At 71.8% G+C, this 24,756-nt stretch carries 20 protein-coding genes and 1 pseudogene; 10 read left to right on the forward strand and 11 right to left on the reverse strand.

Annotated features, from left to right (window positions below; translation table 11 throughout):
- Nucleotides 1–54 precede the first annotated feature (54 nt).
- Nucleotides 55–1,983 carry an InlB B-repeat-containing protein gene (locus ACZ4D5_RS30815; RefSeq protein WP_467775731.1) on the reverse strand — a complete coding sequence of 643 codons (1,929 nt, stop codon included), beginning with the start codon at nucleotides 1,981–1,983 and terminating at the stop codon, nucleotides 55–57.
- A gap of 374 nt (nucleotides 1,984–2,357) precedes the next feature.
- Nucleotides 2,358–3,566 carry a thiolase C-terminal domain-containing protein gene (locus tag ACZ4D5_RS30820; protein WP_467775732.1) on the reverse strand — a complete coding sequence of 403 codons (1,209 nt, stop codon included), beginning with the start codon at nucleotides 3,564–3,566 and terminating at the stop codon, nucleotides 2,358–2,360.
- A gap of 154 nt (nucleotides 3,567–3,720) precedes the next feature.
- On the opposite strand from ACZ4D5_RS30820, the gene ACZ4D5_RS30825 reads away from it, so the two are divergent.
- Complete coding sequence (locus ACZ4D5_RS30825) at nucleotides 3,721–5,061, forward strand: acyl-CoA dehydrogenase family protein (protein ID WP_467775733.1); 1,341 nt, start codon at nucleotides 3,721–3,723, stop codon at nucleotides 5,059–5,061.
- On the forward strand, nucleotides 5,061–5,534 hold the full coding sequence (locus ACZ4D5_RS30830; RefSeq protein ID WP_467775734.1) for a nitroreductase family deazaflavin-dependent oxidoreductase: 474 nt from the start codon (nucleotides 5,061–5,063) through the stop codon (nucleotides 5,532–5,534). Before ACZ4D5_RS30825 ends, ACZ4D5_RS30830 begins: the two co-directional genes overlap by 1 nt.
- Nucleotides 5,535–5,698: 164 nt before the next feature.
- Here ACZ4D5_RS30830 and ACZ4D5_RS30835 read toward each other — a convergent pair whose 3' ends face one another.
- Nucleotides 5,699–6,346 carry a TetR family transcriptional regulator gene (locus ACZ4D5_RS30835; RefSeq protein WP_467775735.1) on the reverse strand — a complete coding sequence of 216 codons (648 nt, stop codon included), beginning with the start codon at nucleotides 6,344–6,346 and terminating at the stop codon, nucleotides 5,699–5,701.
- 157 nt (nucleotides 6,347–6,503) lie between these two features.
- Here ACZ4D5_RS30835 and kbpA point away from each other — a divergent pair, with 157 nt between their 5' ends.
- Together kbpA and afsK are read left to right on the forward strand one after the other, a co-directional pair.
- On the forward strand, nucleotides 6,504–7,304 hold the full coding sequence (gene kbpA / locus ACZ4D5_RS30840) for an AfsK-binding protein KbpA (RefSeq protein WP_467775736.1): 801 nt from the start codon (nucleotides 6,504–6,506) through the stop codon (nucleotides 7,302–7,304).
- A gap of 291 nt (nucleotides 7,305–7,595) precedes the next feature.
- Nucleotides 7,596–9,986, forward strand: a complete 2,391-nt coding sequence (gene afsK, locus ACZ4D5_RS30845; protein ID WP_467775737.1) for a protein serine/threonine kinase AfsK — start codon at nucleotides 7,596–7,598, stop codon at nucleotides 9,984–9,986.
- On the opposite strand, the gene ACZ4D5_RS30850 is transcribed toward afsK, so the two are convergent.
- The 4 genes from ACZ4D5_RS30850 to ACZ4D5_RS30865 form a co-directional block, all read right to left on the reverse strand.
- A complete protein-coding gene (locus ACZ4D5_RS30850) occupies nucleotides 9,983–10,501 on the reverse strand; it encodes a hypothetical protein (RefSeq protein ID WP_467775738.1) in 519 nt (172 codons plus the stop codon). The genes afsK and ACZ4D5_RS30850 overlap by 4 nt on opposite strands.
- 93 nt (nucleotides 10,502–10,594) lie before the next feature.
- Nucleotides 10,595–11,371, reverse strand: a complete 777-nt coding sequence (locus ACZ4D5_RS30855) for an enoyl-CoA hydratase/isomerase family protein (protein WP_467775739.1) — start codon at nucleotides 11,369–11,371, stop codon at nucleotides 10,595–10,597.
- Nucleotides 11,368–11,829, reverse strand: a complete 462-nt coding sequence (locus ACZ4D5_RS30860) for a Zn-ribbon domain-containing OB-fold protein (protein WP_467775740.1) — start codon at nucleotides 11,827–11,829, stop codon at nucleotides 11,368–11,370. Before ACZ4D5_RS30860 ends, ACZ4D5_RS30855 begins: the two co-directional genes overlap by 4 nt.
- Before the next feature lie 78 nt (nucleotides 11,830–11,907).
- Nucleotides 11,908–13,059, reverse strand: coding sequence for a lipid-transfer protein (locus ACZ4D5_RS30865; protein ID WP_467775741.1), 1,152 nt, complete (start codon nucleotides 13,057–13,059; stop codon nucleotides 11,908–11,910).
- A gap of 107 nt (nucleotides 13,060–13,166) precedes the next feature.
- Here ACZ4D5_RS30865 and ACZ4D5_RS30870 point away from each other — a divergent pair, with 107 nt between their 5' ends.
- Nucleotides 13,167–14,816 (forward strand): FadD3 family acyl-CoA ligase, encoded by a 1,650-nt coding sequence (locus ACZ4D5_RS30870; RefSeq protein ID WP_467775742.1) that lies wholly within the window; start codon nucleotides 13,167–13,169, stop codon nucleotides 14,814–14,816.
- Here the strand turns inward: ACZ4D5_RS30870 and ACZ4D5_RS30875 are convergent.
- Nucleotides 14,815–15,189 (reverse strand): annotated as a pseudogene (locus tag ACZ4D5_RS30875) (VOC family protein); the annotation flags it as partial. The gene ACZ4D5_RS30870 and the pseudogene ACZ4D5_RS30875 overlap by 2 nt on opposite strands.
- Before the next feature lie 99 nt (nucleotides 15,190–15,288).
- Between ACZ4D5_RS30875 and ACZ4D5_RS30880 the strand changes: the two are divergent.
- Nucleotides 15,289–16,140, forward strand: a complete 852-nt coding sequence (locus ACZ4D5_RS30880) for an ATP-grasp domain-containing protein (RefSeq protein WP_467775743.1) — start codon at nucleotides 15,289–15,291, stop codon at nucleotides 16,138–16,140.
- Nucleotides 16,141–16,198: 58 nt separating this feature from the next.
- Here ACZ4D5_RS30880 and ACZ4D5_RS30885 read toward each other — a convergent pair whose 3' ends face one another.
- The 3 genes from ACZ4D5_RS30885 to afsR form a co-directional block, all read right to left on the reverse strand.
- The gene (locus ACZ4D5_RS30885; protein WP_467775744.1) at nucleotides 16,199–16,399 is read right to left on the reverse strand and encodes a hypothetical protein; all 201 of its coding nucleotides are present in this window, start codon (nucleotides 16,397–16,399) and stop codon (nucleotides 16,199–16,201) included.
- A gap of 192 nt (nucleotides 16,400–16,591) precedes the next feature.
- Nucleotides 16,592–16,771 (reverse strand): sigma-like protein, encoded by a 180-nt coding sequence (locus tag ACZ4D5_RS30890; RefSeq protein WP_467775745.1) that lies wholly within the window; start codon nucleotides 16,769–16,771, stop codon nucleotides 16,592–16,594.
- Between the two features lie 205 nt (nucleotides 16,772–16,976).
- Entirely contained in the window at nucleotides 16,977–19,955 is a 2,979-nt protein-coding gene (afsR, locus tag ACZ4D5_RS30895; RefSeq protein WP_467775746.1) for an SARP-family global regulator AfsR, read from the reverse strand.
- A gap of 390 nt (nucleotides 19,956–20,345) precedes the next feature.
- On the opposite strand from afsR, the gene ACZ4D5_RS30900 reads away from it, so the two are divergent.
- From ACZ4D5_RS30900 to ACZ4D5_RS30915, 4 genes are all read left to right on the forward strand, one after another.
- Nucleotides 20,346–21,590: an amidohydrolase family protein gene (locus tag ACZ4D5_RS30900; RefSeq protein WP_467776030.1), complete on the forward strand. Its 1,245-nt coding sequence runs from the start codon at nucleotides 20,346–20,348 to the stop codon at nucleotides 21,588–21,590.
- Nucleotides 21,591–21,714: 124 nt separating this feature from the next.
- The gene (locus ACZ4D5_RS30905; protein WP_467775747.1) at nucleotides 21,715–22,674 is read left to right on the forward strand and encodes a TIGR03619 family F420-dependent LLM class oxidoreductase; all 960 of its coding nucleotides are present in this window, start codon (nucleotides 21,715–21,717) and stop codon (nucleotides 22,672–22,674) included.
- 37 nt (nucleotides 22,675–22,711) lie between these two features.
- Nucleotides 22,712–23,497, forward strand: coding sequence for an SDR family NAD(P)-dependent oxidoreductase (locus tag ACZ4D5_RS30910; protein WP_467775748.1), 786 nt, complete (start codon nucleotides 22,712–22,714; stop codon nucleotides 23,495–23,497).
- A gap of 127 nt (nucleotides 23,498–23,624) precedes the next feature.
- Nucleotides 23,625–24,752, forward strand: coding sequence for an LLM class flavin-dependent oxidoreductase (locus ACZ4D5_RS30915; protein ID WP_467775749.1), 1,128 nt, complete (start codon nucleotides 23,625–23,627; stop codon nucleotides 24,750–24,752).
- Nucleotides 24,753–24,756 lie beyond the last annotated feature (4 nt).

Raw genomic sequence — 24,756 nt, forward strand, 5'->3', positions numbered from 1 at the left:
GTCCGCCCGGCAGCGGCGCCGGGCGGACCCACAGGGAGCGCGAGGGCGCTCGGGTCAGCGCACGACGACCTTCCCCGACTTCGCGACCCACGTGATCGTGCCGCCCTCGAAGCGTTGCGAGAAGTCCCGGTTCCTCGCGCGCACCGGGGCCCCCGTCGGGCAGCCGAGCCTCTTCTTCTCCGCGCCCGCCCTCACCCACGCCTTGCCGACGGTGCCGCCCGCCGTGGGGATGCGGCAGCCGAACTCGGCGGCGACCGTCTGCCCGCCGCCCGGCAGCGTCACCACGGTCCGCACGCCCTTCGCGGCCTGCCGCGCCTTGCCGACCAGCCAGGAGCGCAGCGCCCAGTACTTCGACGGGGCCGCCGTCAGCGTCACCCGGGCACCCTTGGTGTACGGGGCCTTGGGCGAGGCCGTGACCTTGCCCGCCTGCGCCACCGGCGCCACGCGCGTCGTCAGCCGCGTGGTGGCGGCCGTGCGGTAACCGGCGACGACGGGGGCGGTCTGCCGCAGGACGGCCGAGGCGTTCGAGGTGCCGTCCGTGCCCAGCGGGTCCTTCTTGTCCGTCGCGATCACCTTCGGGTTGGAGTACGTCCCCCCGTACTCGCACTTCCCCTTGCCCGCACCGAACTTGTTCTCGCACGTGATGCGGTACGCCATCGTCGTGAAGAACCTGCCGTCCGGGGTGATCCAGCCCTGTGAGCCCGCGTACGGCGGAGTCATCTGCCCGCGCACCTCGGCCTCGGACATGCCGGCGGCCCTGGCGGCCTCCTTGATCTGCTGCGCCAGCGTGATCGGGTCGTGCCACAGCGCCAGGTTGTGGCCGAGCTCGTGGGCGAAGCCCGGGTCGCGGCCCGTCGCCGTGAAGACGTCGATGGTGGAGTACGCGAGTCCGTTCGTGCCCTTCGACAGCTTGGTGGAGGACAGGCTGCCCTGGCCCGCCGTGAACGGCGTACCGATCTTCTTGGGGACGTTGGTCCAGAACGACACCAGGTCGGCGCCGTACTGCTCGCGCACCTTGTGGGCCAGTTCGCCGAGCTCGCCGCGGCCCGCCTCCATGTCCTCCTGGATGACGGACGGGTCCTCGGTGCCCTTGTAGCCCTTCACCTCGAAGGCGTGGACGACGTTGACCTCGGCGTCCACCCCGCCCGTCCTGAACGCCCGGTTCATCTGCAGCTCGGCGGCCTTGACGGTGTCGCCGATCTCCTTCGGGTGCCAGGGGAAGGCCTTGCCCCACACCATGCGTTCCTGCGAGTTCGCGCCGTCCTTGAGGCCCTGCGCGGCGAGCGGCGTGTAGCCGACGACGACGTCGATGACGGCCTTCTTGCCCGCGACTCCCGGCTCTGTCGCCGCGCCCTTGGCAGGCTTCGCACCCTTGGTCGGCTTCGGGGACTGCGCGGGCTTCGGGGGCTGCGCGGGCTTGGGGAGCTTGAGCGGTGGGATCGCGGGCGCCGGAAGCCGCTCGGGCTCGAAGTCGACGACCTCGGTCCGCTCCGGGTCCTCGGGGTTCGACCCGAAGAGGTACTCGCGGTCCTTCGTCTCCGCCGTGCCGGTCAGGTCGTCGTCGGCGGGCGTGTCCGTGCACGCGCCGTCGACGGCGATGAAGACGAAGGAGGTCGGGTCCCCCTCGGCCTCCCCGATCCAGTACAGGGAGTCCCCGCCCTCCTTGTCCACGCTCAGCTGGACCTCGCCCGCGATCGCCAGCTCGGCCCGGTAGGACTTGTCCAGGCCGGGCAGCCGCTTGAGGTCCATGGCCAGCGTGCGGCGGTCCGCCCGGGATCCGGTCTCCGGCTCCAGGTCGCAGAAGGAGGCGAAGTCCCGTGCGTGGAGCCGGAGATGGCCCGCTCCTGTCAGGCCCGGGGGAAGGGGTCCCGCCGCGGTGGCGTCCGCGGTGGCGTCCGTGCTCGCGGTGGCCGAAAGGGCGGGGAAGGCGGTGGCGGCCAGGGCGGTGGCCGTCGCGACGAGAGTGCGTCTGAGGTGGCGCACGGGGTGACTCCTTCGAGGCGGGGATCGTGTCGCCTCCAGGAAGTCACCGCAGGTGAGCGGGTGTGGGCGTGCCGCCGCCGTGGCTCCGGGGAATCACCCCGATGCCGGGCTCCGTTTCACCCCGCCTCGCGCCCTCCCGCCGACGTACTCGCCCCCCCCCGCCGACGTACTGGTCCCGTGCGGCGGGCCCGAGGCAGGCCGCCCCCGGCGGCCAGAGGGCGGCTCTTGCGCAGAGGCCGCCACCCGCCTCCACGCCCCCCGCCTCCACGCCATCCACATCCATGACTCCAAGACCGCCCACGAGGCCGGGGCCGTCTTCACGGTCGCGCCCGCCGCCCGGGCCACGTTCCTGAGGCCGACGGCCGAGCGGGCGCCTACCGGCTAAGGACCACCGTCCCGGACGAGCAGAACCACCCGCCCGTCCCGGACGCCACCGCCAGCTCCGGCAGGCTGCCGTCCGCCCGGAGTACCTGCCGTCCCTCGCCCGCCTCGCCGCGCAGCTGACGTACGGCCTCGACCAGAAGGAACAGCCCCCGCATGCCCGGGTGTTGGGCCGAGAGTCCGCCCCCGTCCGTGTTCGTGGGCAGTCCGCCGTCCCGCAGGAGCCGCCCCTTCTCCACGAAGGCCCCGCCTTCCCCCTTCGCGCAGAAGCCGAGGTCCTCCAGTGTCACCAGCGTCATGTACGTAAACGCGTCGTAGATCTCGGCCACGTCGATGTCCTGCGGCGTGACTCCGGCCCGCTCGAAGGCGAGCCGTCCGCTCACCGCCGCCGGGGACACCGTGAAGTCCTCCCACTCGGACATGGTGGTGTGCGACACGTGCTCGCCGGTGCCCAGGATCCACACGGGGGGCGAGGAGCAGTCCTGGACGTACTCCTCGGCGGCGAGCAGCACCGCGCAGCCGCCGTCGGAGCGGATGCAGCAGTGCAGTTTGGTGAACGGGTCCGCGATCATGGGGCCGCTCAGGACCTCGTCCACCGTGATCGGGTCGCGGAACATCGCGTCCGGGTTGGTCGCCGCGTTCGCCCGCGCCTGCACGGCCACCGAGGCGAGCTGCTCCAGTGTCGTGCCGTACTCGTGCATGTGGCGGCGGGCGGCCATCGCGTACTTGGCGATCAGGGAGTGTCCGTAGGGGACTTCGAACTGCAGCGGTCCCCGCGCGCCGAACGACAGGTTGGACGTACGCCGCTTCGCCTTGATGTCCGCGCGGGCCGTCGAGCCGTAGACGAGGAGTACGGCGTCGGCCCGCCCCGCCGCTATCGCGTCCGCGGCGTGCGCGGCCATGACCTCCCAGGTGGAGCCGCCGACCGAAGTCGAGTCCACCCAGCGGGGCGTGAGGCCGAGGTACTCGGCGACCTCGACCGGCGCCAGCGTGCCGAGGCCCGCCGAGGCGATGCCGTCGATGACGTCGCGGCCGAGCCCGGAGTCGGCGAGCGCGCGGCGGGCCGCCTGGGCGTGCAGGGCGTAGGGCGTGGCCTCGTCGACCCGGCCGCAGTCCGAGAGGGCCACTCCGACGACGGCGACCTTGCGGCCGGGGCCTCGCGTGCCCGGCCTGGCGGAGGGGGAACTGGGGGCAGTTGGCATGAATCTGACGGTACATCAGATCCGGGAGCGCGAGAGAGGGGCGGGAACGCGTGGTGTGACGTCACCGCTCTGTGCATATCGCCGCCACCGGCCTAGCATGACGGCCCGTCAGATTCGGGTCCGGGTCCGCCGTGCCCGGGGGAGGAGCCTGCCGATGGACGCCGCCTTCAGCGCGGAGCAGGGCGAGATCCGCCGCACCCTTCGCGAAGTGATCACCAAACGCTGCGGCCCCGACGAGGTCAGGGCCGCGGTGCGCACCCCGGCCGGTCACGACCCCGCCCTGTGGAGCGCCCTCGCCGAACAGCTCGGCCTGCCCGGCCTCGCCCTACCGGAGACGTACGGAGGCGTCGGCTGCACCACGGCCGAACTCGCTCTGGGCAGCGAGGAGCTGGGCCGCGCCCTGGCCCCCACCCCGCTCCTCGCCACCGCCGTCCTCGCCGCCCCGCTGATCCTCGCGCTCGGCACCGACGAGCAGCGCGCCGAGCTCCTGCCCCGCATCGCCGCGGGCGGGCTGACCGCCGCTCTCGCCGTCCCCGGCACCGGGCTCGCCACGGCGCTCGGCCTCGCCGGCGACAACCGCGGCGACTGGGCGGGCGGCGGCCGCGCGGGCGGTGTGCAGGCGAGGCGCCACGACGGGGCGTGGCGGCTGTACGGGCAGGCCGAGCAGGTCATCGACGGGCACAGCGCGGGTCTCCTCGTCGTGGCCGCGCACGCGGGCGGCTTCGCACGCTCCCGGACGCTCCTGTTCCTCGTACGCGAGGGAGCGCCCGGCATGGTGCGGGCGCGGCAGACCGGTCTCGACGAGACCCGCACCCAGGCCCGCGTCGAACTGCGCGACGTGGAAGCGGAGTTGCTGGGCGCCGACACGGCGGACGAGGCCGATGTGCCGGACGCGCTCGCCGCCGTCGGGGACGTCGCGGCCACCGTCGTCGCCGCCGAACTGGTCGGCGCGGCGGACCGGGCCCTGGAGCGAACCGTCGAATACGTGCGGCAGCGCGAGCAGTTCGGGCGCGCGATCGGCTCCTTCCAGGCGGTCAAGCACCGCCTCGCCGACGTGTACGTGCAGGTGCAGGCCGCGCGGTCGGCCGCCTACTACGCGGCGTGGGCCGCGGGCGCCGAGGCCGCCGGGTTCGGCGGGCAGGGCGCCGAGCGGGCGGGCGGCCTCGCGCTCGCGCAGGGGCTCGACGCGCTGCGCACCGCCGCGTCCGAGGCGGTGCAACTGCACGGCGGGATCGGCTTCACGTGGGAGCACGAGGCGCATCTCTACTTCAAGCGCGCGGCGGGCGACGACCTGCTCTTCGGCCCCGTGCACCGGCTGCGGGCGCGGGCGGGGGAGCGGGCGGGGCTGTTCGCGGACCAGGAGGCAGAGGCCGCGGGAGCCGGGGAGGTCATGGAACCCGTGGAATCTGTGGAACCCGTGGAACCCGTGGAGTCCGCGGAATCCGTGGAGTCCATGGAATCCGTGGACGAGGCCGAGCTGGGGAAGGCCGTCTGATGCCACCGGGCCTGCGTCTGATGCAGAAGATGTCGTCCACCCGGGCCTTCGCGAGGATCGCCCCGCACTTCATCCCGGCGATGGACCGCACCGTGCACCGCCTGACCCGCGGCAAGGTGCTCCTGAGCGCGAAGATGCTGCCCGGCGTCGTTCTTACGGCGCGCGGCGCGAAGAGCGGGCTGCCGCGGCGTACGCCGTTGGCGTGCATGCCCGAGGAGGAGTCGGGCGGTTGGGTGCTGATCGGCTCCAACTTCGGCCGGCCGGGTCATCCCGCGTGGACGGCCAACCTGCTGGCCCATCCCGAGGCCGAGGTGAGCTGGCGGGGCACGGACATCCCGGTACGGGCAAGGCTGTTGAAGGGCGAGGAGCGCGCGGAGGTCTGGCAGGCGGCACTGAAGTTCTGGCCGCCGTACGCCACGTACCAGTCCAGGGTGGACAGGGAGATCCGCCTGTTCCGCCTGGAAAGACGCTGAGGCCCTGGGGCGCGCCCCGTAAGGGGCGCGGGGAGCCGCGTGACAAGCCACGACGCGCCCGCAGCCGGCGATCGAAGCCCCGAAGCCCTGGAGACCACAGCGGCGGATCACCGAAGTGATCCGCCGCCGGGCAGACAGGACAAGAGAACGGGAGCCCGCCGGGGCTACTTCGTCGGCTTCTTCCCGGTCACGCCCAAATGCACCAACATCGCCAGATTCGGCTTCAGTTCGGCCTGCTTCACGCCCCACGTCTGGAAGCCGCGCTGGTGCGAGGCGACCGCGGCGAGCATCGCGACCAGGGAGCCCGCCATCGCGGCCGGGCTGACGTCCTTGTCGACCTTGCCCTTGGCCTGCAGCTCCTTCACGGTGTCCGTAAGGGAGTTGTTGACCGAGTTGAGGATCTTCATCCGGATCTTGTAGAAGCGCTTGTCGCCCTCGGCGGCGCCCAGGTCGACGACCCGGAGGATCGCGTCGTTCCTGCGCCAGAAGTCGAGGAAGCCGTCGACCAGATCCTGGGAGGTCTGCCAGCCGGCCTTGCCGACCCACGAGCGCCCGTCGAGCAGCTGGGTCAACTCGGCGCCCTCGGCGGCCATTTGCTCCGCGATCTCCAGGACGGCACCTTCGACGTCCGGAAAGTACTGGTAGAAGGTCGCGGGTGAAGTCCCCGCCTTCCGGGCGACGTCGATGACTTTGACGTCCCGGTAGGGCGAGGAGCTGAGCATCTCGCTGAGGCAGTCGAGCAGCTTCTGACGCGTCGCCTGACCTCGTCGACCGGCCACGCGGCCGTCGACGGTACGTACCTGTCCTGTCATGCCGTCAGCTTACCGAGGGGTGATCGGAGCGCGATTCGGCCGAGTGCAAATGGGGTTGGGGCGCGTGAGAGCGGCGGAGGGCTCACCCCGTAAGAATTGACCAAATGTTCGAATCGACGCGCTGCGGGCGCGGTGGCGTGCGGCTAGCTTGACTGACATGGACTACGCAGAGCGGGACACAGGGGGCGCATTCGCGGAGGGCGTGCCCTGCTGGGTCGACGCGATGCTCCCGGACGTGGAGGGCGGCAAGCGGTTCTACGGTGCGCTCTTCGGGTGGACCTTCGACGAAGGCGCGGGCCCGGAGTACGGGCACTACGCCCAGGCGTACGGCGAAGGCCGGCCCGTCGCCGCACTCGCGCCCAAGGCGGACGGCCGCATGCCCACCGTGTGGACGGTCTACCTGGCCACGCCCGACGCCGCCGCGCTCGCCGAGCGGATCAAGGGGGCGGGGGGCTCGATGATCATGGAGGCCATGCCGGTCGGGCCCTTCGGGACGATGGCGCTGGCCGCCGACCCCGAGGGCGCGGTCTTCGGGCTCTGGCAGGGCGGCACGCACCGCGGTTTCGGCAGGCAGCGGCGGCCCGGGTCGTTCTGCTGGGCCGAGGTGTACTCCCGCGACACGAGCCTGGTCGACCCCTTCTACGAGGGCGTCTTCGGATACGGCGGCCTCGACCTGGACCTCGGCGGCGAGAGCTTCCGCATCTGGTCGCCCGCGGGGACCGAGCCGGGCCCGGACACGGCGATCGGCGGGCGCGCCCTGCTCGCGGACTCCGTCCCCGCCGAGATGCCCGCGCACTTCCTCGTCTACTTCAATGTCGCCGACGCCGACGCGACGGCCGAGGCGGCGACCCGGCTCGGCGGGCGCGTGCAGGCGCCGCCCCTCGACACTCCGTACGGACGGTTCGCCGTGCTCACGGACGATCAAGGGGCGAGATTCGCGGTGCTGCAGGATCTGTAGGAAGGGCGGCAGGGCCTGCGGGAAGGGGCGCCAGGACCTTGTAGGACGGTTCTGCGGGACCTGGGCGCCGGGGCGAGTGGATCGGCGACGGGATCTATGGGGCAGGTCGACACGATCTGTAGGACAGGCCGACCGGTGATTTGTCCGTAGACACCCCGATCCCGCCCCGGGTTCGCCACCGCCGCCTCGGACAGGAAGAATCAGGGTGCGTGCCGCCGTAGCGGCTCGGTGGTGAGACGCTGCACGGGGCTGTCTTCTTCGGCGGCCGCGTACGGGGAGGTGGCAGGGCAAGTGGTGGATCAGCTGACGCAGCACGATCCGAGGCGGATCGGCCCGTTCGAGGTCCTCGGGCGACTCGGCGCCGGTGGCATGGGCCTGGTCTATCTCGCGCGCTCCGCGTCGGGGCGGCGCGTGGCGATCAAGACGGTGCGGACCGAGCTCGCCGAGGACCAGCTGTTCCGCGTCCGCTTCACGCGCGAGGTCGAGGCCGCACGCGCCGTGTCCGGTTTCTATACGGCCGCTGTGGTGGACGCCGATCCGCGGGCCGCCGTGCCCTGGCTCGCCACCGCGTACGTCCCCGCGCCCTCGCTCGAAGAAATAGTGAATGAACACGGGCCCCTGCCCACCCAGGCGGTGCGCTGGCTCGCGGCGGGCGTGGCCGAGGCCCTGGAGTCCATCCACGGCGCGGGCCTGGTCCACCGCGACCTCAAGCCGTCCAACGTCCTCGTCGTGGAGGACGGGCCGCGCGTGATCGACTTCGGCATCGCGTCCGGCGTCTCGAACACGCGCCTGACCATGACGAACGTCGCCGTGGGCACGCCCGCGTACATGTCGCCCGAGCAGGCCAAGGACTCGCGCAGCGTGACCGGCGCGAGCGACGTCTTCTCGCTCGGCTCGACCCTCGTCTTCGCCGCCACCGGGCACGCGCCGTTCCACGGCGCCAACCCCGTCGAGACGGTCTTCATGCTGCTGCGCGAAGGTCCCGACCTGGAGGGCCTGCCGGACGAGCTGCGGCCCCTCATCGAGTCCTGCATGCAGATGGAGGCCGCCCTGCGGCCCACCCCCGGCGACCTCCAGGCGCAGCTCGCCCCGCACCTCTTCGCCTCCGAGAGCGCCGACAACGACGACAGCGGCACGGCCTCCGCCTGGCTGCCGGAGCGGGCCGTCGCGCTCATCGAGGCCCGCAGGGGCGGCCGCCCGCCGGCCAGGGTCCCGGCCGCCGCCGGGCGCAGCGGCGGTCGCGGTGCCGCCCCTGCCCCGTCCGCCGCCGCACCCGTCACGGCGCCGCCCCCGCCGCAGCAGCCGCCGCCCGCGCCGTCCCAGGCGCCGTTCGCGGTCACGCCCGACGCGGGGCCCGTGCGGCTCGCGGGCGCGCAGGTGCCGATCGGCCCCGGTCCCCGGGTGGCCGACGCCCGCTCGGCCGCGGTGCCCGGCGACTCCGGGCTCGCCGCGTCCTGGTCGCGCTCCTCGACGCCCAAGGGCGCGGCCAACGGCGTCGCGCCCGCCGCGCCCTCCGTCCCCGCGCCCGCCGCGTCGCCCGACCCGGGCACCACGTCGTGGCGGCCGTGGCGCTTCCGCATGTCGAACGACGTGTGGGGCACGCCCGCGGTGGCCGGGAACCTGGTCTACGTCACGTCCTTCGAGGTCCACGCCCTGGACGTCTCCACGGGCCGCCGCAGCTTCAAGACGCGGGACGTCGCCTGGTCGATGGCGGTCGCCGACGGCCGCATCCACGCCTCCGACGGCCCGACGCTCTACGCCCTGGACGGCGCCGACGGCTCCGACCTGTGGCGCCTGCCGACCGACGCCTGGGTGTACTCCCTCCAGGCCGACCGCGGCACCGTCGTCACCGGCACCCGCGGCGGCGGCGTCCAGGCCTGGGAGGCGGTCAACGGCGAGAAGCTCTGGGAGATCACCGGGGCGCAGACCGACTTCGAGACGCCGGAGGCCGGGCCCGCCGTGTTCGACGGCACGGTCTACGTCTGGAAGGACGCCCGCCTGCGCGCCCTGGAGGCCAGGACCGGCGAGGAGCGCTGGTCCTACCCCGTGGGCGACGCCGCGTCCTGCGGTGGCGTGCCGGTGCGGCTCACCCAGGCCCAGGACGGGTACGTGTACGTGGCCGCGGGCACCCGCGTGCTGGCGATCGACGTGGTGAGCGGCCATGTCCGCTGGCACTTCGAGGCCCCTGCGGCCTTCCTCTGCCCGCCCGCCTTCGCGCCGGGCCCCGCCGTGACGGGCGGCGGCGTGTACCTCGCCGACTACCTCGGCACGGTGTACGCCCTGGACGCCACGGACGGCCGCGACCGCTGGCGCATCGCAACGGAGTCCCGCTCCTCGATCGAACCGGTCCTCGTCGCGGACGGCCACGTCCACGTGGGCAGCGGCAAGGGCCTCTACACCCTCGACGCGGTGACGGGCACGCCGAAGTGGCGGTTCCAGGCGGGCGGCGAGGTCGTGGGCGCGCCCGTGGTCGCCGACCGGCGGATCCACTTCGGCTCCACGGACCACCTCCTGTACACGCTGAAGGCGGACGATGGCCGCCTCCGCTGGAAGCTGGCCACGGGCGGCGAGATCACCGGGGCACCCGTGGTACGGGACGGCGTGGTGTACGCGTGCAGCAAGGACCGCTGCGTGTACGCGCTGGACGCGGAGCGGGGGACGGGGACGTCGTCCCGGACCTAGGAGCGGTGCGGGGGATCCGGGGCCTGCTGCGGCGGCGGCCAGTCGTCGCCGTCCAGGGTGGGGACCGTGGGGGCCGGCTCCGGAGCCGTGCGGCGGGTGGCGCGACCGCTCATCACGGCCGCGCCCAGGAGCAGGAACACCCCGCCCCCGAAGCTGTTCAGGAGCCCCTGGCCGAGGCCCGAGCCGTCGCCGGAGACGGTCAGGCTGCCCTCGGCCTGGCCCTGGCGGACCATCCACAGCACGGTGAAGCCGAGCACGAGCACGCCCGCGAGCGCCACCAGGAGCCGTGACCGCAGCACCAGGCCGGCCAGCGTCACCAGCGCCGCGAAGGCGAAGGGCAGGAAGAGCGAGCCGAAGAGCTCGGCCTCGGCGTCCGTGATCCCGGCGCCGGAGAAGAGCTCCTCGACGCGGAAGTCACGCCCGTGACGGCCGTCGTACCAGGCTTGGAAGGGGCTCCATACGGCGGCCGTCGCTCCGATGAGAGCGAGGATCGACCCGAGGACGTTGCGGACCATGTCGGGCCTCCTCGTGCGTGCACGGTTCCTGACGCGCCTCTCAAGATCGACGCTACGCCGGGTGCGTGACCCTCGCCATGCGACGAGGCCTCGTCACCTCGTACGGAACCCGCCGCTCCCGCGCTGCTCGAACAGTTCCGCCTGGCGGTCCGGCGGCAGGTTCCCCAGGGCGATCAGGTGGGGCGCGTGCGCCAGGGCCTGGGTGCGGGCCGCCTCCTTCGCCGACCAGACGGCCCGCACGGTGCCCTGCACCGCCTCCGTGGGGTACGCGGCGATGGTCTCGGCGGCGCGGACCGCCGCCGCCGACGCGCCGCCCGGCTCGGTCAGTTCGGAGACCAGGCCCGTCTCGTACGCGCGCCGTGCGCTGACCCGCTCGGCCGTGCCCATCAGGGCCATCCTGGCGACCTCGCCGAACGGCATGCGCTGCGCCATGTGGATCGTCTCGTAGGCGCTGACCATGCCGTACGTGGTGTGCGGGTCGAAGAACGTGGCGTGTTCGTCCGCGACGACGAACTCCGCCTCGCCCAGGAGGTAGAAGGCGCCGCCGCAGGCCATGCCGTTGACCGCGGCGATCACCGGCTTCCAGAGGTCGTTCGCCTTCGGGCCGATCGCGATGAGCGGATCGTCGATCGTGTACGGCGAGTTCGGCTGGGGGACCTCCGCGCCGCGGTCGATGCCGGTGCAGAACGCCTTGTCGCCCGCGCCGGTCACGACCACCGCCCGTACGGTGTCGTCGAAGCGGAACTCCCGCCAGGCGGCAGCCAGTTCGGCCGCGGTCTCCAGGTCGATCGCGTTGTGCCGCTCGGGGCGGTCCAGGGTCAGGACCGCCACGCCCGTGTCGTTGTCCGTGGTCCTGCGCAGCGCGCTCACGGGCGCTCCAGGATCCAGCGCGGCACCACGACGCCGCCGACCTCCGCGAAGACGACCTGGACCTTCGCGCCGATCCGGAGCCGGTCCGGGTCGACCGAGTTCAGCGGGGCGTCGGGGGACGCGACCAGGTTGCCGACCAGACGGATGCGGGGGGCGTCGGCGAGTTCGACGACGATCGCGTTGTACGGGGCCTGTTCCGCGTAGGCGGGGAGCAGTGGGGGGTGCGGGAAGACATAGGACCAGATGCGGCCCCGTCCGCTCATCCTGCGCCATTCGCTGTCGAAGGACTGGCAGTGGGGGCAGCAGGGCCGCGGCGGGAACCGGAGCTCCGCGCAGTCGGGCTGCGCGCATGCCTGTATCCGGAGTTCGCCTCGGGCGGCGTACTCCCAGAAGGGGGCGCCGTCGTCGTCTCGGGCGGGCGTCAGAAGGGGTTCGGGATTCGCCGTCGCGTCTGCCATGTCGGTGTCCTTTTGCGGGTGCGGGTTGTCTGTGGTTGCTCGCGCGGTTCCCCGCGCCCCTTGCAGGGCGCGGTCCCTTTACGGAGAGCGCAGCAGGATCGCCGACGTGGGGACCCCTTCTCCCGCTGTCACCAGGCACGTTGACGCGTTCGGCACCTGGGCCGTGGACGTGCCCCGCAGCTGCTTCACGCCCTCGTTGATCAGGTTGAAGCCGTGGACGTAGGCCTCCGAGAGGCCGCCGCCGCCCGTGTTGATGGGGAGGCGGCCGCCGCTCTCCAGGGCGCCGCCCTCGGTGAACGCGCCGCCCTCGCCGCGGCCGCAGAAGCCGTAGCCCTCCAGGGAGAGCGGGATGAGCGGGGTGAAGGCGTCGTATATCTGGGCGACGTCCACGTCCTGAGGGCCGAAGTCCGCCTGTTTCCACAGGTGTCGGGCCGCCGTCCAGGAAGGACCCGAGAGCGGGTCGTCGTTCCAGTAGTTGACCATTCCGTGGTGCTGCGCGGGCAGGCCCTGCGCGGCGGAGTGGACGTACACGGGCTTGCTGCGGCAGTCGCGCGCCCGCTCGGCCGAGACGATCACGCACGCCAACGCGCCGTCCGTCTCGAGGCAGTTGTCGAAGAGACAGAGCGGCTCGCTGATCCAGCGCGAGGTCATATACATGTCGCGGGTCAGCGGGCGCTCGTACATCATCGCGGCCGGGTTCTGGTTGGCGCGGTTGCGGCAGGCGAGGGCGACGTTGAAGAGGTGGTCGCGGGTCGTGCCGTACTCGTGCATGTGGCGGCGGGCCAGCATGGCGATCTCGTCGGCCGGGCGGAGCAGCCCGAAGGGGCGCGTCCACTGGGCGGGCGTGGGGAGTTGGACGGTGGTGTTCTTCCAGGGGCGCGGGCCGCTGCCGCGCTTGCGCGAGCGCCAGGCGACGCCCACGCTCGCCTGCCCGGTGGCGATGGCCGACGCGAGGTGCGCGACGGTGGCGCAGGAACCGCCGCCGCCGTAGCCGACCTTGCTGAAGAAGGTCACGTCGCCCGCGCCGATGGCCTTGGCGACCTCGACCTCGTCGGTCTCCTCCATCGTGTACGAGGCGAAGGCGTCGACCTCGGAAGGGGCTATGCCCGCGTCGGCGAGGGCGGCGAGAATCGCCTTGCACGCCAACGTCTTCTCGCTGTCCGGGAGTTGTTTGGCGAAGGGGGTCTGACCGATCCCGACTATCGCTGTAGCGTCCTTGATTGAGCCCATGGGCAACGGAACCTCCGCCGTCTCGCGAGCGTGTCCCCACTGCTGACAGCGCGTCAGGCTACAGCTAATCTGACGGATAGTCAGCTACTGCGTCGGGAGGGCTTGCTATGCGCGGCGACCTGGAGTGGGGCGGCATCCCCGGACTCGTGCGGGCGTCCGCCGAGCGGTACGCCGAGCGGGAGGCGGTCGTCGAGGGCCGTACCCGCGTGACGTACCGGGAGCTCGGCGAGCGCGTGGCGCGGGCCGCGGCCGCCTGTATGGCGAACGGCGTCGAGCCCGGTGACCGCGTCGCCGTCTGGGCGCCGAACACCCTCGACTGGATCGTCTCCGCGCTCGGCGCGGTCTCGGCCGGCGCGGTGCTCGTCCCGCTCAACACCCGCTTCAAGGGCGCCGAGGCGGCCTACGTCCTGGCGCGCAGCCGGGCGAAGCTCCTGTTCGTCACCGGTACGTTCCTCGGCACGTCGTACGTCGCCTCGCTGCGCCGGGCGGCGGGCGAGGGGGCGGGGGACGGGCCGCTGCCGGGGCTGCCGCACCTCGACCAGGTGATCGTGCTCGCCGACGACGCCCCCGAGGACTTCCGCACCTGGAAGGACTTCCTGGCCGACGGGGAAGGGGTGTCCGGCGACGCGGTCCGCGCGCGGGGGGCTTCGGTGGAGGGTTCGGCGCCCTCGGACATCATCTTCACGTCGGGCACGACGGGCCGCCCGAAGGGGGCCGTCATCACCCACGCGCAGACGCTGCGCTGCTACGACGTGTGGAGCGAGCTGGCGGGGCTGTGCGAGGGGGACCGCTATCTGATCGTGAACCCCTTCTTCCACACCTTCGGCTACAAGGCGGGGATCATCGCCTGCCTGATGCGGGGCGCGACGATGGTGCCGCAGCCGGTCTTCAACGTGGACACGGTCCTGGCGAACGTGGCCGCGGAGCGCATCTCGGTGCTGCCTGGCCCACCCACCCTGCACCAGTCGATCCTGGACCACCCCGCCCGCGACCAGCACGACCTGTCGGCGCTGCGGCTCGTGGTGACCGGCGCCGCGGTGGTGCCGCTGCGGCTTGTGGAACGGCTGCGGACGGAGCTGCGCATCGCCACCGTCCTCACGGCGTACGGGCTTTCGGAGGCGAGCGGCATCGTCACGATGTGCCGCCGCGGCGACCCGGCCGAGGTCATCGCGGCGACGTCGGGCCGCGCCATCCCGGACACGGAGGTGCGGGTGGTGGCGCCGTCGGGGGCGGCGCAGGCGCCCGGCCACCCGGGCGAGGTCCTGGTCCGCGGGCACAACGTCATGCGGGGCTACTTCGAGGACCCGTCCGAGACGAAGAAGGCCCTCACGCCCGACGGCTGGCTGCGGACGGGCGACGTGGGCGTGCTCGACGAGGAGGGCAACCTCCGCATCACCGACCGGATCAAGGACATGTTCATCGTCGGCGGCTTCAACGCCTATCCCGCCGAGATAGAGCAACTCCTGGGCGTGCACCCCGCGGTGGCGGACGTCGCGGTGATCGGCGTGCCCGACCCGCGCCTCGGCGAGGTCGGCAAGGCGTACGTGGTGCGGCGCCCGGGCTCCGTGGTCACCGCGGACGACCTGATGGCGTGGTCGCGGCGGGAGATGGCGAACTACAAGGTGCCGAGGTCGGTCGAGTTCGTGGCGGAGCTGCCGAGGAACGCGAGCGGCAAGGTGGTGAAGGGGGAGCTGCGGGAGGCGGCGCGGGGGCAGGGCTCCCCGCCTCCCTGCGTCACGCGTTCTCGGCCGCGATGATCGCCGCCCGCTCGGCCTCGGCGCACTCCACGCAGAATTCGTTGCCCTCGGGGTCGGTGAGGGTGACCCAGCCGCGGCCGTTGGGCCTGCGGTGGTCCTCGAACAGGGTCGCGCCGAGCGCGAGGATCCGCTCGACCTCCTCGTCGCGGGTGCGGTCCTGCGGCTGGAGGTCGACGTGCACGCGGTTCTTGACGGTCTTGGTGTCCGGCACGGTCACGAAGAGCAGCGTGATGCCGTCGGCCTTCACCAGGGCCTCCGGGTCACCGGGGAAGTCGTCGTCGGCGAGCTTCCCGCCGAGTACCTCGGCCCAGAACGTGCCCTGGCGGTAGGCGTCGTGACAGTCGAACGTGAGGTGGCGCACGAGAGAAGTCATGGGCGGAACTATGTGCTGCGCGGGGCGGGGCTGTCCACGGATATTGCGGGTGCCGCGGGCGGCCGATGCCGAGCCGCGGGCGGCTGACACGATGGGGCGATGAACACCGCACCACCGCACCGCGCCCGCGTCCTCTTCGTCACCGACCTCGCCTACCAGGCCAAAGGCCGCCGCTACTGCGACGAGGACATCCACCTCGCCGCCCGCCTCCGCGAGGACTTCGACGTCGCCCTGTGCCATCCGCTGGACGCGGCGGCCCTGATGGAGACCGGTGCCTTCGACGCGGTCGTGGTCCGCAACAGCGGACCGGTCATCGGCTACCAGGAGCGGTGGGACGACTTCACGCGGCGCGCGGCGGCGTGCGGGGCGCGGGTCTACAACCAGCTGACCGGCCGGGCGGACATGGTCGGCAAGCGGTATCTGCTCGACCTGACGGCCGCGGGGTATCCGGTGATCCCGACCGTGGACGACCCGCGTGACGTGGGTCGTCTCCCGGAGACGGAGACGTACGTGGTCAAGCCTCAGCTGGGCGCGGACTCGATAGGCCTGGAGTTCGTGACCGCGGAGGGTCTGTCGACACTGAGCCCGGACCCCTCCGGGGTCTTGATCCAGCCATGCGTCGACTTCACGTACGAGGTCTCGTTCTACTTCGTCGACCGCACCTTCCAGTACGCCCTGTACGCGCCGGACCCTGCCGCGCGGTGGCGTCTGGAGCGGTACGTCCCCACGGCCGAGGACCTGTCCTTCGCCCAGCGCTTCGTCGACTGGAACACGATCGATCACGGGATCCAGCGGGTCGACGCGTGCCGGACGCGGGGTGGTGAGCTGCTTCTGGTGGAGCTGGAGGACCTGAACCCGTACCTGTCCCTCGACCTCTTGGACGAGGAGACGCGGAAAACGTTCGTGACGGCGCTGAAGGCTTCGCTGCGGGGTCTGCTCGCGGGGCGCTGAGAGCGTGACGGGGCCGAGCGGTGGGCTCGGCCCCGTTTGGTCGGGGTGCGCTTGTGCGTCAGCCCTGCGGGGGAGTGGGAAGGTGACTGTCGCCCTGCGGCGCCACAGGGAGGTGGCTGTCGCTCAGCGGTGCGACCGGAGTGTGCCCGTCCCCCGGAGGAGTCGGCAGGTGGCTGTCGGCGAATGCCGGGGACGCCGCTATGCCGGTCGCTGCGGCGGCGATGGCGATAGAGACCAGCATCTTCTTCGTGCGGATCATTCCAACTCCTATAAAGCGGGGGGAACTTCCTACGCCAAGTGACCCTAGTTAAATCCGGGAGTATGTTCGAGCATTTCCCGAAAAGTGATGATAGGGCGACAAGTTGGCCCCGACATCCCGAACATGCGTCGGCCGCGGCGGCTCCCCCTCCGCGCCGCCGCGGCCGAACGGTCCCCCGTCGGGAATGAGGTCTCAGGCGTCCTTCGGTGGGGCGGGGATGTGGCTGTCGCCCTGCGTGGTGATCTTGCCGTCCTTCGGCGGGGCGGGGATGTGGCTGTCGCCCTGCGTGGTGATCTTGCCGTCCTTCGGCGGAGCCGGGATGTGGCTGTCGCCCTTGGTCGTGATCTCCTCGTTCTTCTTCGCGTCACTCATGACCGCGGCCTCCTTGGGATAGACGGTTCGCTGGGGCAGAACGCCCGCTCGGCAACTCCCCCGAGGGTCGCCGAACGGGCGTTCCAGGGCCGCTCACCCTATCTGTGGGGCCCAGTGCGACCCGTCTGCCCCCCGACGCGACGGATCGATACGTAGAGAGTGGCAGTCACTCATAAACGTTCGATGAACGCCTGAGTCGGCCGTATCAGGCTGCCGCGACGGGATACAGGAGCCCTCGTACCTCGGCGGTCTCCGGGGCTCCTGCCCGCTCGTGGATCGACAGGGCTTCGAGCCAGCAGGCCCGGGCCCGGTCGGCCTGTCCGAGGTTGTCGAGGGACCTTCCGAGCAGCATGAGAACGTTGGCGCGCATCCAGTCGCCGCCGATGCAGCCGGTGGTGAGGGCCTGCTCGGCGTGCTGCGCCGCGGCGGCGGGCCGCTGTGCGGAGAGGTGGACCTGAGCGATGCGGAAGTAGGTCGTGCCTTCCCAAAGGCGTTGGCGATTCTCCACGAACACGTGCAGGGCATCGGTGAGTTGGTCGAGGGCCTCTGCGTGGCGGCCGACGTGGCTCAGGCCGATCCCGAGTGCGTACTTGGCGTTGGCCAGCCGGAAGGTGAGACCGAGGTCGTCATAGATGGCCATTCCCTGGCGTGCCAGATCAATCGCCTTGGATGTGCGCCCCGAGGCCACCAGGACCCGCGAGAGGTTGCACAGGGTGCTCGCTTCGCCCGCGCGGTTGCCATCGGCGCGAAAGGCCTCGATCGCCTTGAGCAGGTACGCCTCACTGGCCAGGTGCTGATTCAGGCAGTACGCGACGATTCCCTGCTCGTTAGGGGCGTTGCCCCTGGTCCAGGGGTCGTTGGAGAGCGGCCCGAGCTCGGCGGCGCGGTCGGCCTCGGGGGCGGCCTCGTCGAACCGGCCGGAATTGCCGAGTACTTGGCTGAGCGTGACCCTGGCCCTCCCCTCCGCATGCGCGTCCCCCAGCGCCGCCGCCGCGTCCCGCGCGGCCGACGTCGCCAGTTCATAGCGGAGCGAACTCGCCCCCGACTCCGCCAGGTCCTTCGACGCCAGCAGCAGATCCACCGCTCGCCGCAGCGTTCGCGGGCCCAGGGACTGCTGGACGCACGCCAAGATGCACGCCGCCTCCGAGTGGAGCCAGTCCAAGGCCTTCGTGTCGTCGCTGAAGTCCTGGCCCAGGTGGGCCGTGACTTCGAGGTGGTCCACCGTCCGGTCACCCGGCCGCTCGATCGCATACACCCGCGCCGCCGACGCCAGATAGAAGTCCAGGAGGCGCGACATCGCCGCCTCCCTTTCGCTCGGCGGCTGTTCGTCCCGTTCCGCGCACGCACGCGCGTAGAGCCGGACGAGGTCGTGGTAGCGGTAGCGGCCCGGGGCCGCGGACTCCACCAGGGACGTGTCGACCAGGGATTCCAGGATGTCCTCGGTCTCCTCCAGGGGGAGGTCCAGGACCGCGGCCGCCGCCGCGAGGGACAGGTCCGGGCCGTCCGCGAGGCCCAGCAGGCGGAACGCGCGGGCCTGGGTCGGCTCCAGTTGGCCGTAGCCCAGTTCGAAGGTCGCCTTGACCGCGAGGTCGCCCGCCTGGAGTTCGTCCAGGCGCCGCCGCTCGTCCGCCAGCTTCGCCGCGAGGGTGGAGACCGTCCAGGTGCGGCGCGCCGCCAGGCGGGACGCCGCGATGCGTATGGCCAGCGGAAGGAAGCCGCACGCCGCCACCACGTCCAGCGCCGCCTCCCGCTCGGAGGTGACCCGCTCCTCGCCGACGATGCGGGTGAAGAGGAGGAGGGCCTCCTCGGGGGACATCACGTCCAGGTCCACCAGGTGCGCGCCCGCCAGGTCCACCATCCGGACGCGGCTGGTCACCAGGGCGGCGCAGCCCTCCATGCCGGGAAGCAGGGGGCGGACCTGCGCCGCGTCCCGCGCGTTGTCCAGGAGGACCAGGACCCGCCTGCCGTCCAGGACCGAGCGGTACAGCGCGGCCCGCTCCTCCAGGGAGTCCGGGATCGCGGAGTCCGCCGTGCCGAGGGCCCGCAGGAACGCGCCGAGGACCGTCTCCGGCTCCGCCGCCCGCGCCCCCGCGCCCTGCAGGTCCACGTACAGCTGGCCGTCGGGGAAGTGGGTGCGGGCCACGTGCGCCACGTGGACCGCCAGGGTCGTCTTGCCCACGCCGCCGATGCCCGCGAGCGCCGACACCGCCATCACACGGCCCTCGGCGGTGGAGAGGATCTCGCTCAGTTCGTCCACGAAGGAGGCGCGGCCCGTGAAGTCGGGGACGGTGGCGGGGAGCTGGGCCGGGCGGACCACCGTCGCCGTCGGTTCCGGGGCCGCCGCCGAGGGTTCCGCGAGCGCCGGGTCCGCCTGGAGGATGCGCTGCTGGAGCTCCTTGAGGCCGGGGCGCGGGTCGACGCCCAGCTCGTCGGCGAGCAGGCGGCGCGTGTCCGCGTAGACCGCGAGGGCCTCGGCCTGGCGTCCCGAGCGGTACAGGGCCAGCATCAGGAGCTCGCGCAGGCGCTCGCGGAGCGGGTGCGCGGCGGTCAGGGCGGTCAGTTCCGAGACCGCCTCCGCGTGGCAGCCCTGCTCCAGGTCCATGTCCAGGCGGGACTCGATGAGCTGGAGGCGCCATTCGTCGAGGCGGGTGCGCTGGGTCTCGGCGTAGGGGCCGGGGACGCCGGCGAGCGGTTCGCCGTCCCACAGGCCCAGGGACTCGTTGACCAACGTGCGCGCCTGGCACAGGTCGCCCACGCTCCGGGCCTTCTCGGCCGCCGACCACAGGTCCTCCGCCACCGAGAGGTCCAGCGCACCGTCCGCGACCTGGACGGAGTAGCCGCCGGACTCGCTGACGAGGACGCCGGGCGGCAGCACCTTGCGCAGCCGGGACGCGTACGTACGTACCGCAGCCAGTGCCTGCGACGGCGGCTCCTCGCCCCAGAGGGCGTCGATCAGCTCCGCGGCCGTGGCCGTGCGCCCGTCCCGCAGCAGGAGGGCCGCGAGGAGGGCCCGCTGCTGCGGGGAGCCGGTGTTGAGCTGTTCCGTGCCGTGCCATGCGCGCACCGGTCCGAGCACGCTGAAGCGCGACGCCTGGGCCTCGGGGGGATGCCCCTCGGCCCGCTCCTCGGGGGCGTTCCCCGAGGCCGGACGCCGCTGCTCCGGTACTCGCGGTACATCGACCATCGCTCCCCCTGCCGCCCTGCCGTTCCCAGTCATGCCGGCCGCGGAACTGCGCTTCCCGCGGTGTTGCCGTAGTCGGTCGTGCCCGGGGCGCGGGGCTCGGCCCCTGTCCCGGTCGTGCCGGAACCGGGTCCCGCACGGGCTTCGGTCGCCGCCCGGTCGAGCCCCGGTTCTTGCACCCCGCCAGTTTGCCTTGTTCATGGCGGATGCGTCAGCCGTGCGAGACGGCTCTCACAGGGTCCTCGCACGAGGTTCCACTTGGCTTCTCTGCCCCCGGGCGCCCCAGGAAATGTCCCCGAAGGGGCCGGGAGGCGGTCCTGGGCGTCCCAGGAGCCCGCGCACGAGTAGCTGACGGGTCGTCAGATCGGCGCTACCGTGGGCCGCATGGAGACCATGGAGAGCCCGGAGACCTTCCCGAAGATCATCTCGGTGGACGACCACACGGTCGAGCCTCCCCACGTCTGGCGGGACCGGCTCCCGTCGAAGTACCAGGACAGCGGCCCCCGGATCGTGCGCGCACCCCTGAAGGAAATGTCCTTTCTGGGCGGCAAGTTCGCCCCGGTGATGGGGCAGAAAGGGGACGAAGGCCCCATCGGGGACTGGTGGATCTACGAGGACCTGCACCGCCCGCTCACCCGCCTGGACACCGCCGTCGGGTACGACAGGGACGAGATCAAGCTCGAGGTCATCACGTACGAGCAGATGCGGCCAGGGTCGTTCAGCGTGCCCGACCGGCTCGCCGACATGGACGTCAACCACGTCCAGTCCGCCCTCTGCTTCCCCACCTTCCCGCGCTTCTGCGGCCAGACGTTCACCGAGGCCAAGGACAGGGAGCTCGGGCTCCTCGGGGTGCGCGCGTACAACGACTGGATGGTGGACGAGTGGTGCGGGCCCGAGGCCCGAGGGCGCCTCATACCACTCACCCTCATCCCGCTGTGGGACCCCGAGCTGGCCGCCGCCGAGGTGCGGCGCAACGCGGCGCGCGGGGTGCGGGCGGTCGCCTTCTCCGAGATCCCGCCGCATCTGGGGCTGCCGTCCATCCACACGGACGCGTGGGACCCCTTCCTCGCGGCCTGCGACGAGACGGGCACGGTCGTGGCCATGCACATCGGGTCGAGCAGCAGGATGCCGTCGACGTCCGCGGACGCGCCGCCCGCCGTCGGCTCCACCATCACCTTCGCCAACTGCTGCTTCTCGATGGTCGACTGGCTGATGAGCGGCAAGTTCGAACGCTTCCCGAACCTGAGGGTCATGTACGCGGAGGGGCAGATCGGCTGGATCCCCTACATCCTGGAGCGCGCCGACGTGGTCTGGGAGGAGAACCGCGGGTGGGGCGGCGTCGCCGACAAGGTCACGCGGCCGCCGTCGGAGCTCTTCGCCGACCATGTGTACGGCTGCTTCTTCGACGACGCGTTCGGCCTGAGGAACCTCGACTCCATCGGGGTCGGGAACGTCCTGTACGAAACCGACTACCCCCACTCCGACTCCACTTGGCCCAAGTCGCGCGAGGTCGGCGAGGCGCAGATGGGACACCTGGACCCGGACGTCGTGGACCGGATCGTGCGGCGCAACGCCATCGATCTGCTGGGGCTCACGGACGACGGGCTGTGGCCCGGCCCCGGCGGCGTCCGGTCCTGACGCGCCCGCCGCCTGTGCGAAGCGGGCCTCCCCACCCCTTGTCTGACGAGCCGTCAGCTACCACGATGTGTCCCGTCGGCGTATATGACGTTCCGTCAGATCAAGCTGAGGGGTGGGGTTTCCCATGAGCGGTGCCGAAGGCTGGTCCTTTCCTGTGGGGAGCCTCGTCTACGGAATGCAGCTCCCGGTCCAGTCCCAGAGCTCGCTCTACGCGGAGCCGTGGGAGGCGGCCGCGGGCGTCGACGACCTCGCCGAGATCGCCCGCACCGCCGACCGCACCGGCTTCGCCTACCTGGCGAGCTGCGACCACGTGGCCATCCCGCGCCGCCTCGCCGAGGCGATGAGCACCGTCTGGTACGACCCCGTGGCGACCCTCTCCTTCCTCGCCGCCGTCACCGAGAACGTCCGCCTGATGAGCCACGTCGCGATCGTGGGCCTGCGCCATCCGCTGGTCTCCGCCAAGCAGTACGCGACCGTGGACCACCTCAGCGGCGGCCGGCTGATCCTCGGGGTCGGCGCCGGGCACGTCCAGGAGGAGTTCGCCGCGGTCGGCGCCGACTTCGAGGGGCGCGGTCCCGTGCTCGACGAGACCATCGACGCCCTGAAGGCGGCCCTCGGGCCCGAGGAGTACCCCGAACACCACGGCGAGCGCTACGCGTTCAGCGGCCTGGGCCAGCGGCCGCGCCCCGCCCAGACGCGCGTGCCGATCTGGGTCGGCGGCTCCTCGCCCGCCGCCGTGCGCAGGGCCGCGACCAGGGCCGACGGCTGGCTGCCGCAGGGCGACCCGCGCGACAGGCTGCCCGCGCAGATCGCCCGGCTCAGGCGGCTGCGGGAGGAGGCGGGCATCGCGGCGCCGATCACGGTCGGCGCCATCACCGAGGCGCTGTACGTCGGCGAGCCCGGCTGGTCCGTGGGGCGCCGCACGCTCACCGGGAAGCCGGACGCCATCGCCGAGTCGCTGCGGGCGTACGGCGCGATGGGCGTCGACCAGATCCAGGTGCGGTTCCGCAGCCGGAGCCGCGCCGAACTCACCGACCAGATGGCGGCGTTCGCCGCCGACGTCGCTCCGCACCTCAATGACTAGCGATCAGCTCAACGACCAGCGATCAGGGAGTGACCTCATGGGCAAGCTGGACGGCCGCGTCGTCATCGTGACCGGCGCGGCGCGCGGGCAGGGCGAGCAGGAGGCGCGCCTCTTCGTGGAGGAGGGCGCCAGGGTCGTCGTCGCCGACGTCCTCGACGAGCGGGGCAAGGCGCTCGCGGAGGAGCTGGGGGAGAGGTCCGCCCTCTACGTCCACCTGGACGTCGGCGTGGAGGCCGACTGGCAGGCGGCAGTGGCCGCCGCCAAGGACGCCTTCGGGAAGGTCGACGGCCTGGTGAACAACGCCGGCATCCTGCGCTTCAACGAGCTGGTCAGCACCCCGCTGGAGGAGTTCCAGCAGGTCGTCCAGGTCAACCAGGTCGGCTGCTTCCTGGGGATGCGCACCGTGGCCCCCGAGATCGGGGACGCGGGCGGCGGCACGATCGTCAACACCGCCTCCTACACGGGCCTCACGGGCATGGCGTACGTCGGCGCGTACGCCGCGACCAAGCACGCGGTGCTCGGGCTCACCCGGGTCGCCGCCCTGGAGCTCGCGGCGCGGAACATCCGCGTGAACGCCGTGTGCCCGGGGGCGGTCGACACCCCCATGACCAACCCCGCGCAGCTCGACCCCGAGGCGGATCCCGAGGCCGCGGGCGAGGCGGTCGCGGAGCTGTACAAGAAGCTCGTGCCGCTCGGGCGGATCGGCAGGCCCCAGGAGGTGGCCGCGCTCGCGCTCTTCCTGACCGGGGACGACTCGGCGTACATCACCGGGCAGCCGTTCGTCATCGACGGCGGCTGGCTCGCGGGCGTCAGCGTCATCTGACCGCGCCGCAGGGCCCCTGACGCTGCGTCAGCTATTGACGCTCCGGCGGGCCGGTGGAACAGTCGACGCATCACGATCTGACGGGTCGTCAGAAACCGTCAGAACCTCACGAGGACGGTGAACCTCCTTGGAATTCGGTCTCTTTGTACAGGGATACGTGCCCGCAAAGCGGGCCAAGGTCGACCCCGAAGCGGAGCACAAGGCGCTGATCGAGGAGACCGAGTACGTCATCCAGGCGGACAAGTCGGGGTTCAAGTACGCCTGGGCCTCCGAGCACCACTTCCTTGAGGAGTACTCGCACCTCTCCGCCAACGACGTCTACCTCGGATACCTCGCGCACGCGACCGACCGCATCCACCTGGGCTCGGGCATCTTCAACCCGCTGGCGCCGGTCAACCACCCGGTGAAGGTCGCCGAGAAGGTCGCCATGCTCGACCATCTCTCCGAAGGACGCTTCGAGTTCGGCTCGGGGCGCGGTGCCGGTTCGCACGAGATCCTCGGCTTCATGCCGGGCATCACCGACATGAACCACACCAAGGAGATATGGGAAGAGACCATCTCCGAGTTCCCCAAGATGTGGCTCCAGGACGAGTACGTCGGCTTCCAGGGCAAGCACTGGTCCCTGCCGCCGCGCAAGGTCCTGCCCAAGCCGTACGGGAAGTCCCACCCCGCGATGTGGTACGCCGCCGGGTCCCCCTCCTCGTACGCGATGGCGGGGAAGAAGGGCCTCGGGGTCCTCGGTTTCAGCGTGCAGAAGGTCTCCGACATGGAGTGGGTCGTCGACTCCTACAAGTCGGCGGTCAAGGAGGCGCAGGCGATCGGCGACTTCGTCAACGACAACGTCATGGTGACGTCCACCGCGATCTGCGCCGAGACGCACAAGAAGGCCGTGGAGATCGCGGTCGGCGGTGGCCTCAACTACCTCCAGTCGCTGCTCTTCCGCTACCACGACACCTTCCCGCGGCCCGAGGGCATCCCCGAGTGGCCCGAGCTCCTTCCCGAGTACAGCGAGGAGATCATCGAGCTGCTCATCGCCGAGGAGCTGATGATCTGCGGCGACCCGGACGAGGTCTTCCAACAGTGCAAGCGGTGGGAGCAGGCGGGGGCCGACCAGCTCAGCTTCGGGCTGCCGATCGGGATCTCGCCCGAGGACACGATGAACACGATCAAGCTGATCGGTGAGCACGTGATCCCGAAGATCGACACGGATCCGGTGCACCGCACCACGCGCTTCCGGCAGGCCGCGGGTTCCTGACCCC

The sequence above is a fragment of the Streptomyces sp. NPDC025651 genome, assembly GCF_055558735.1.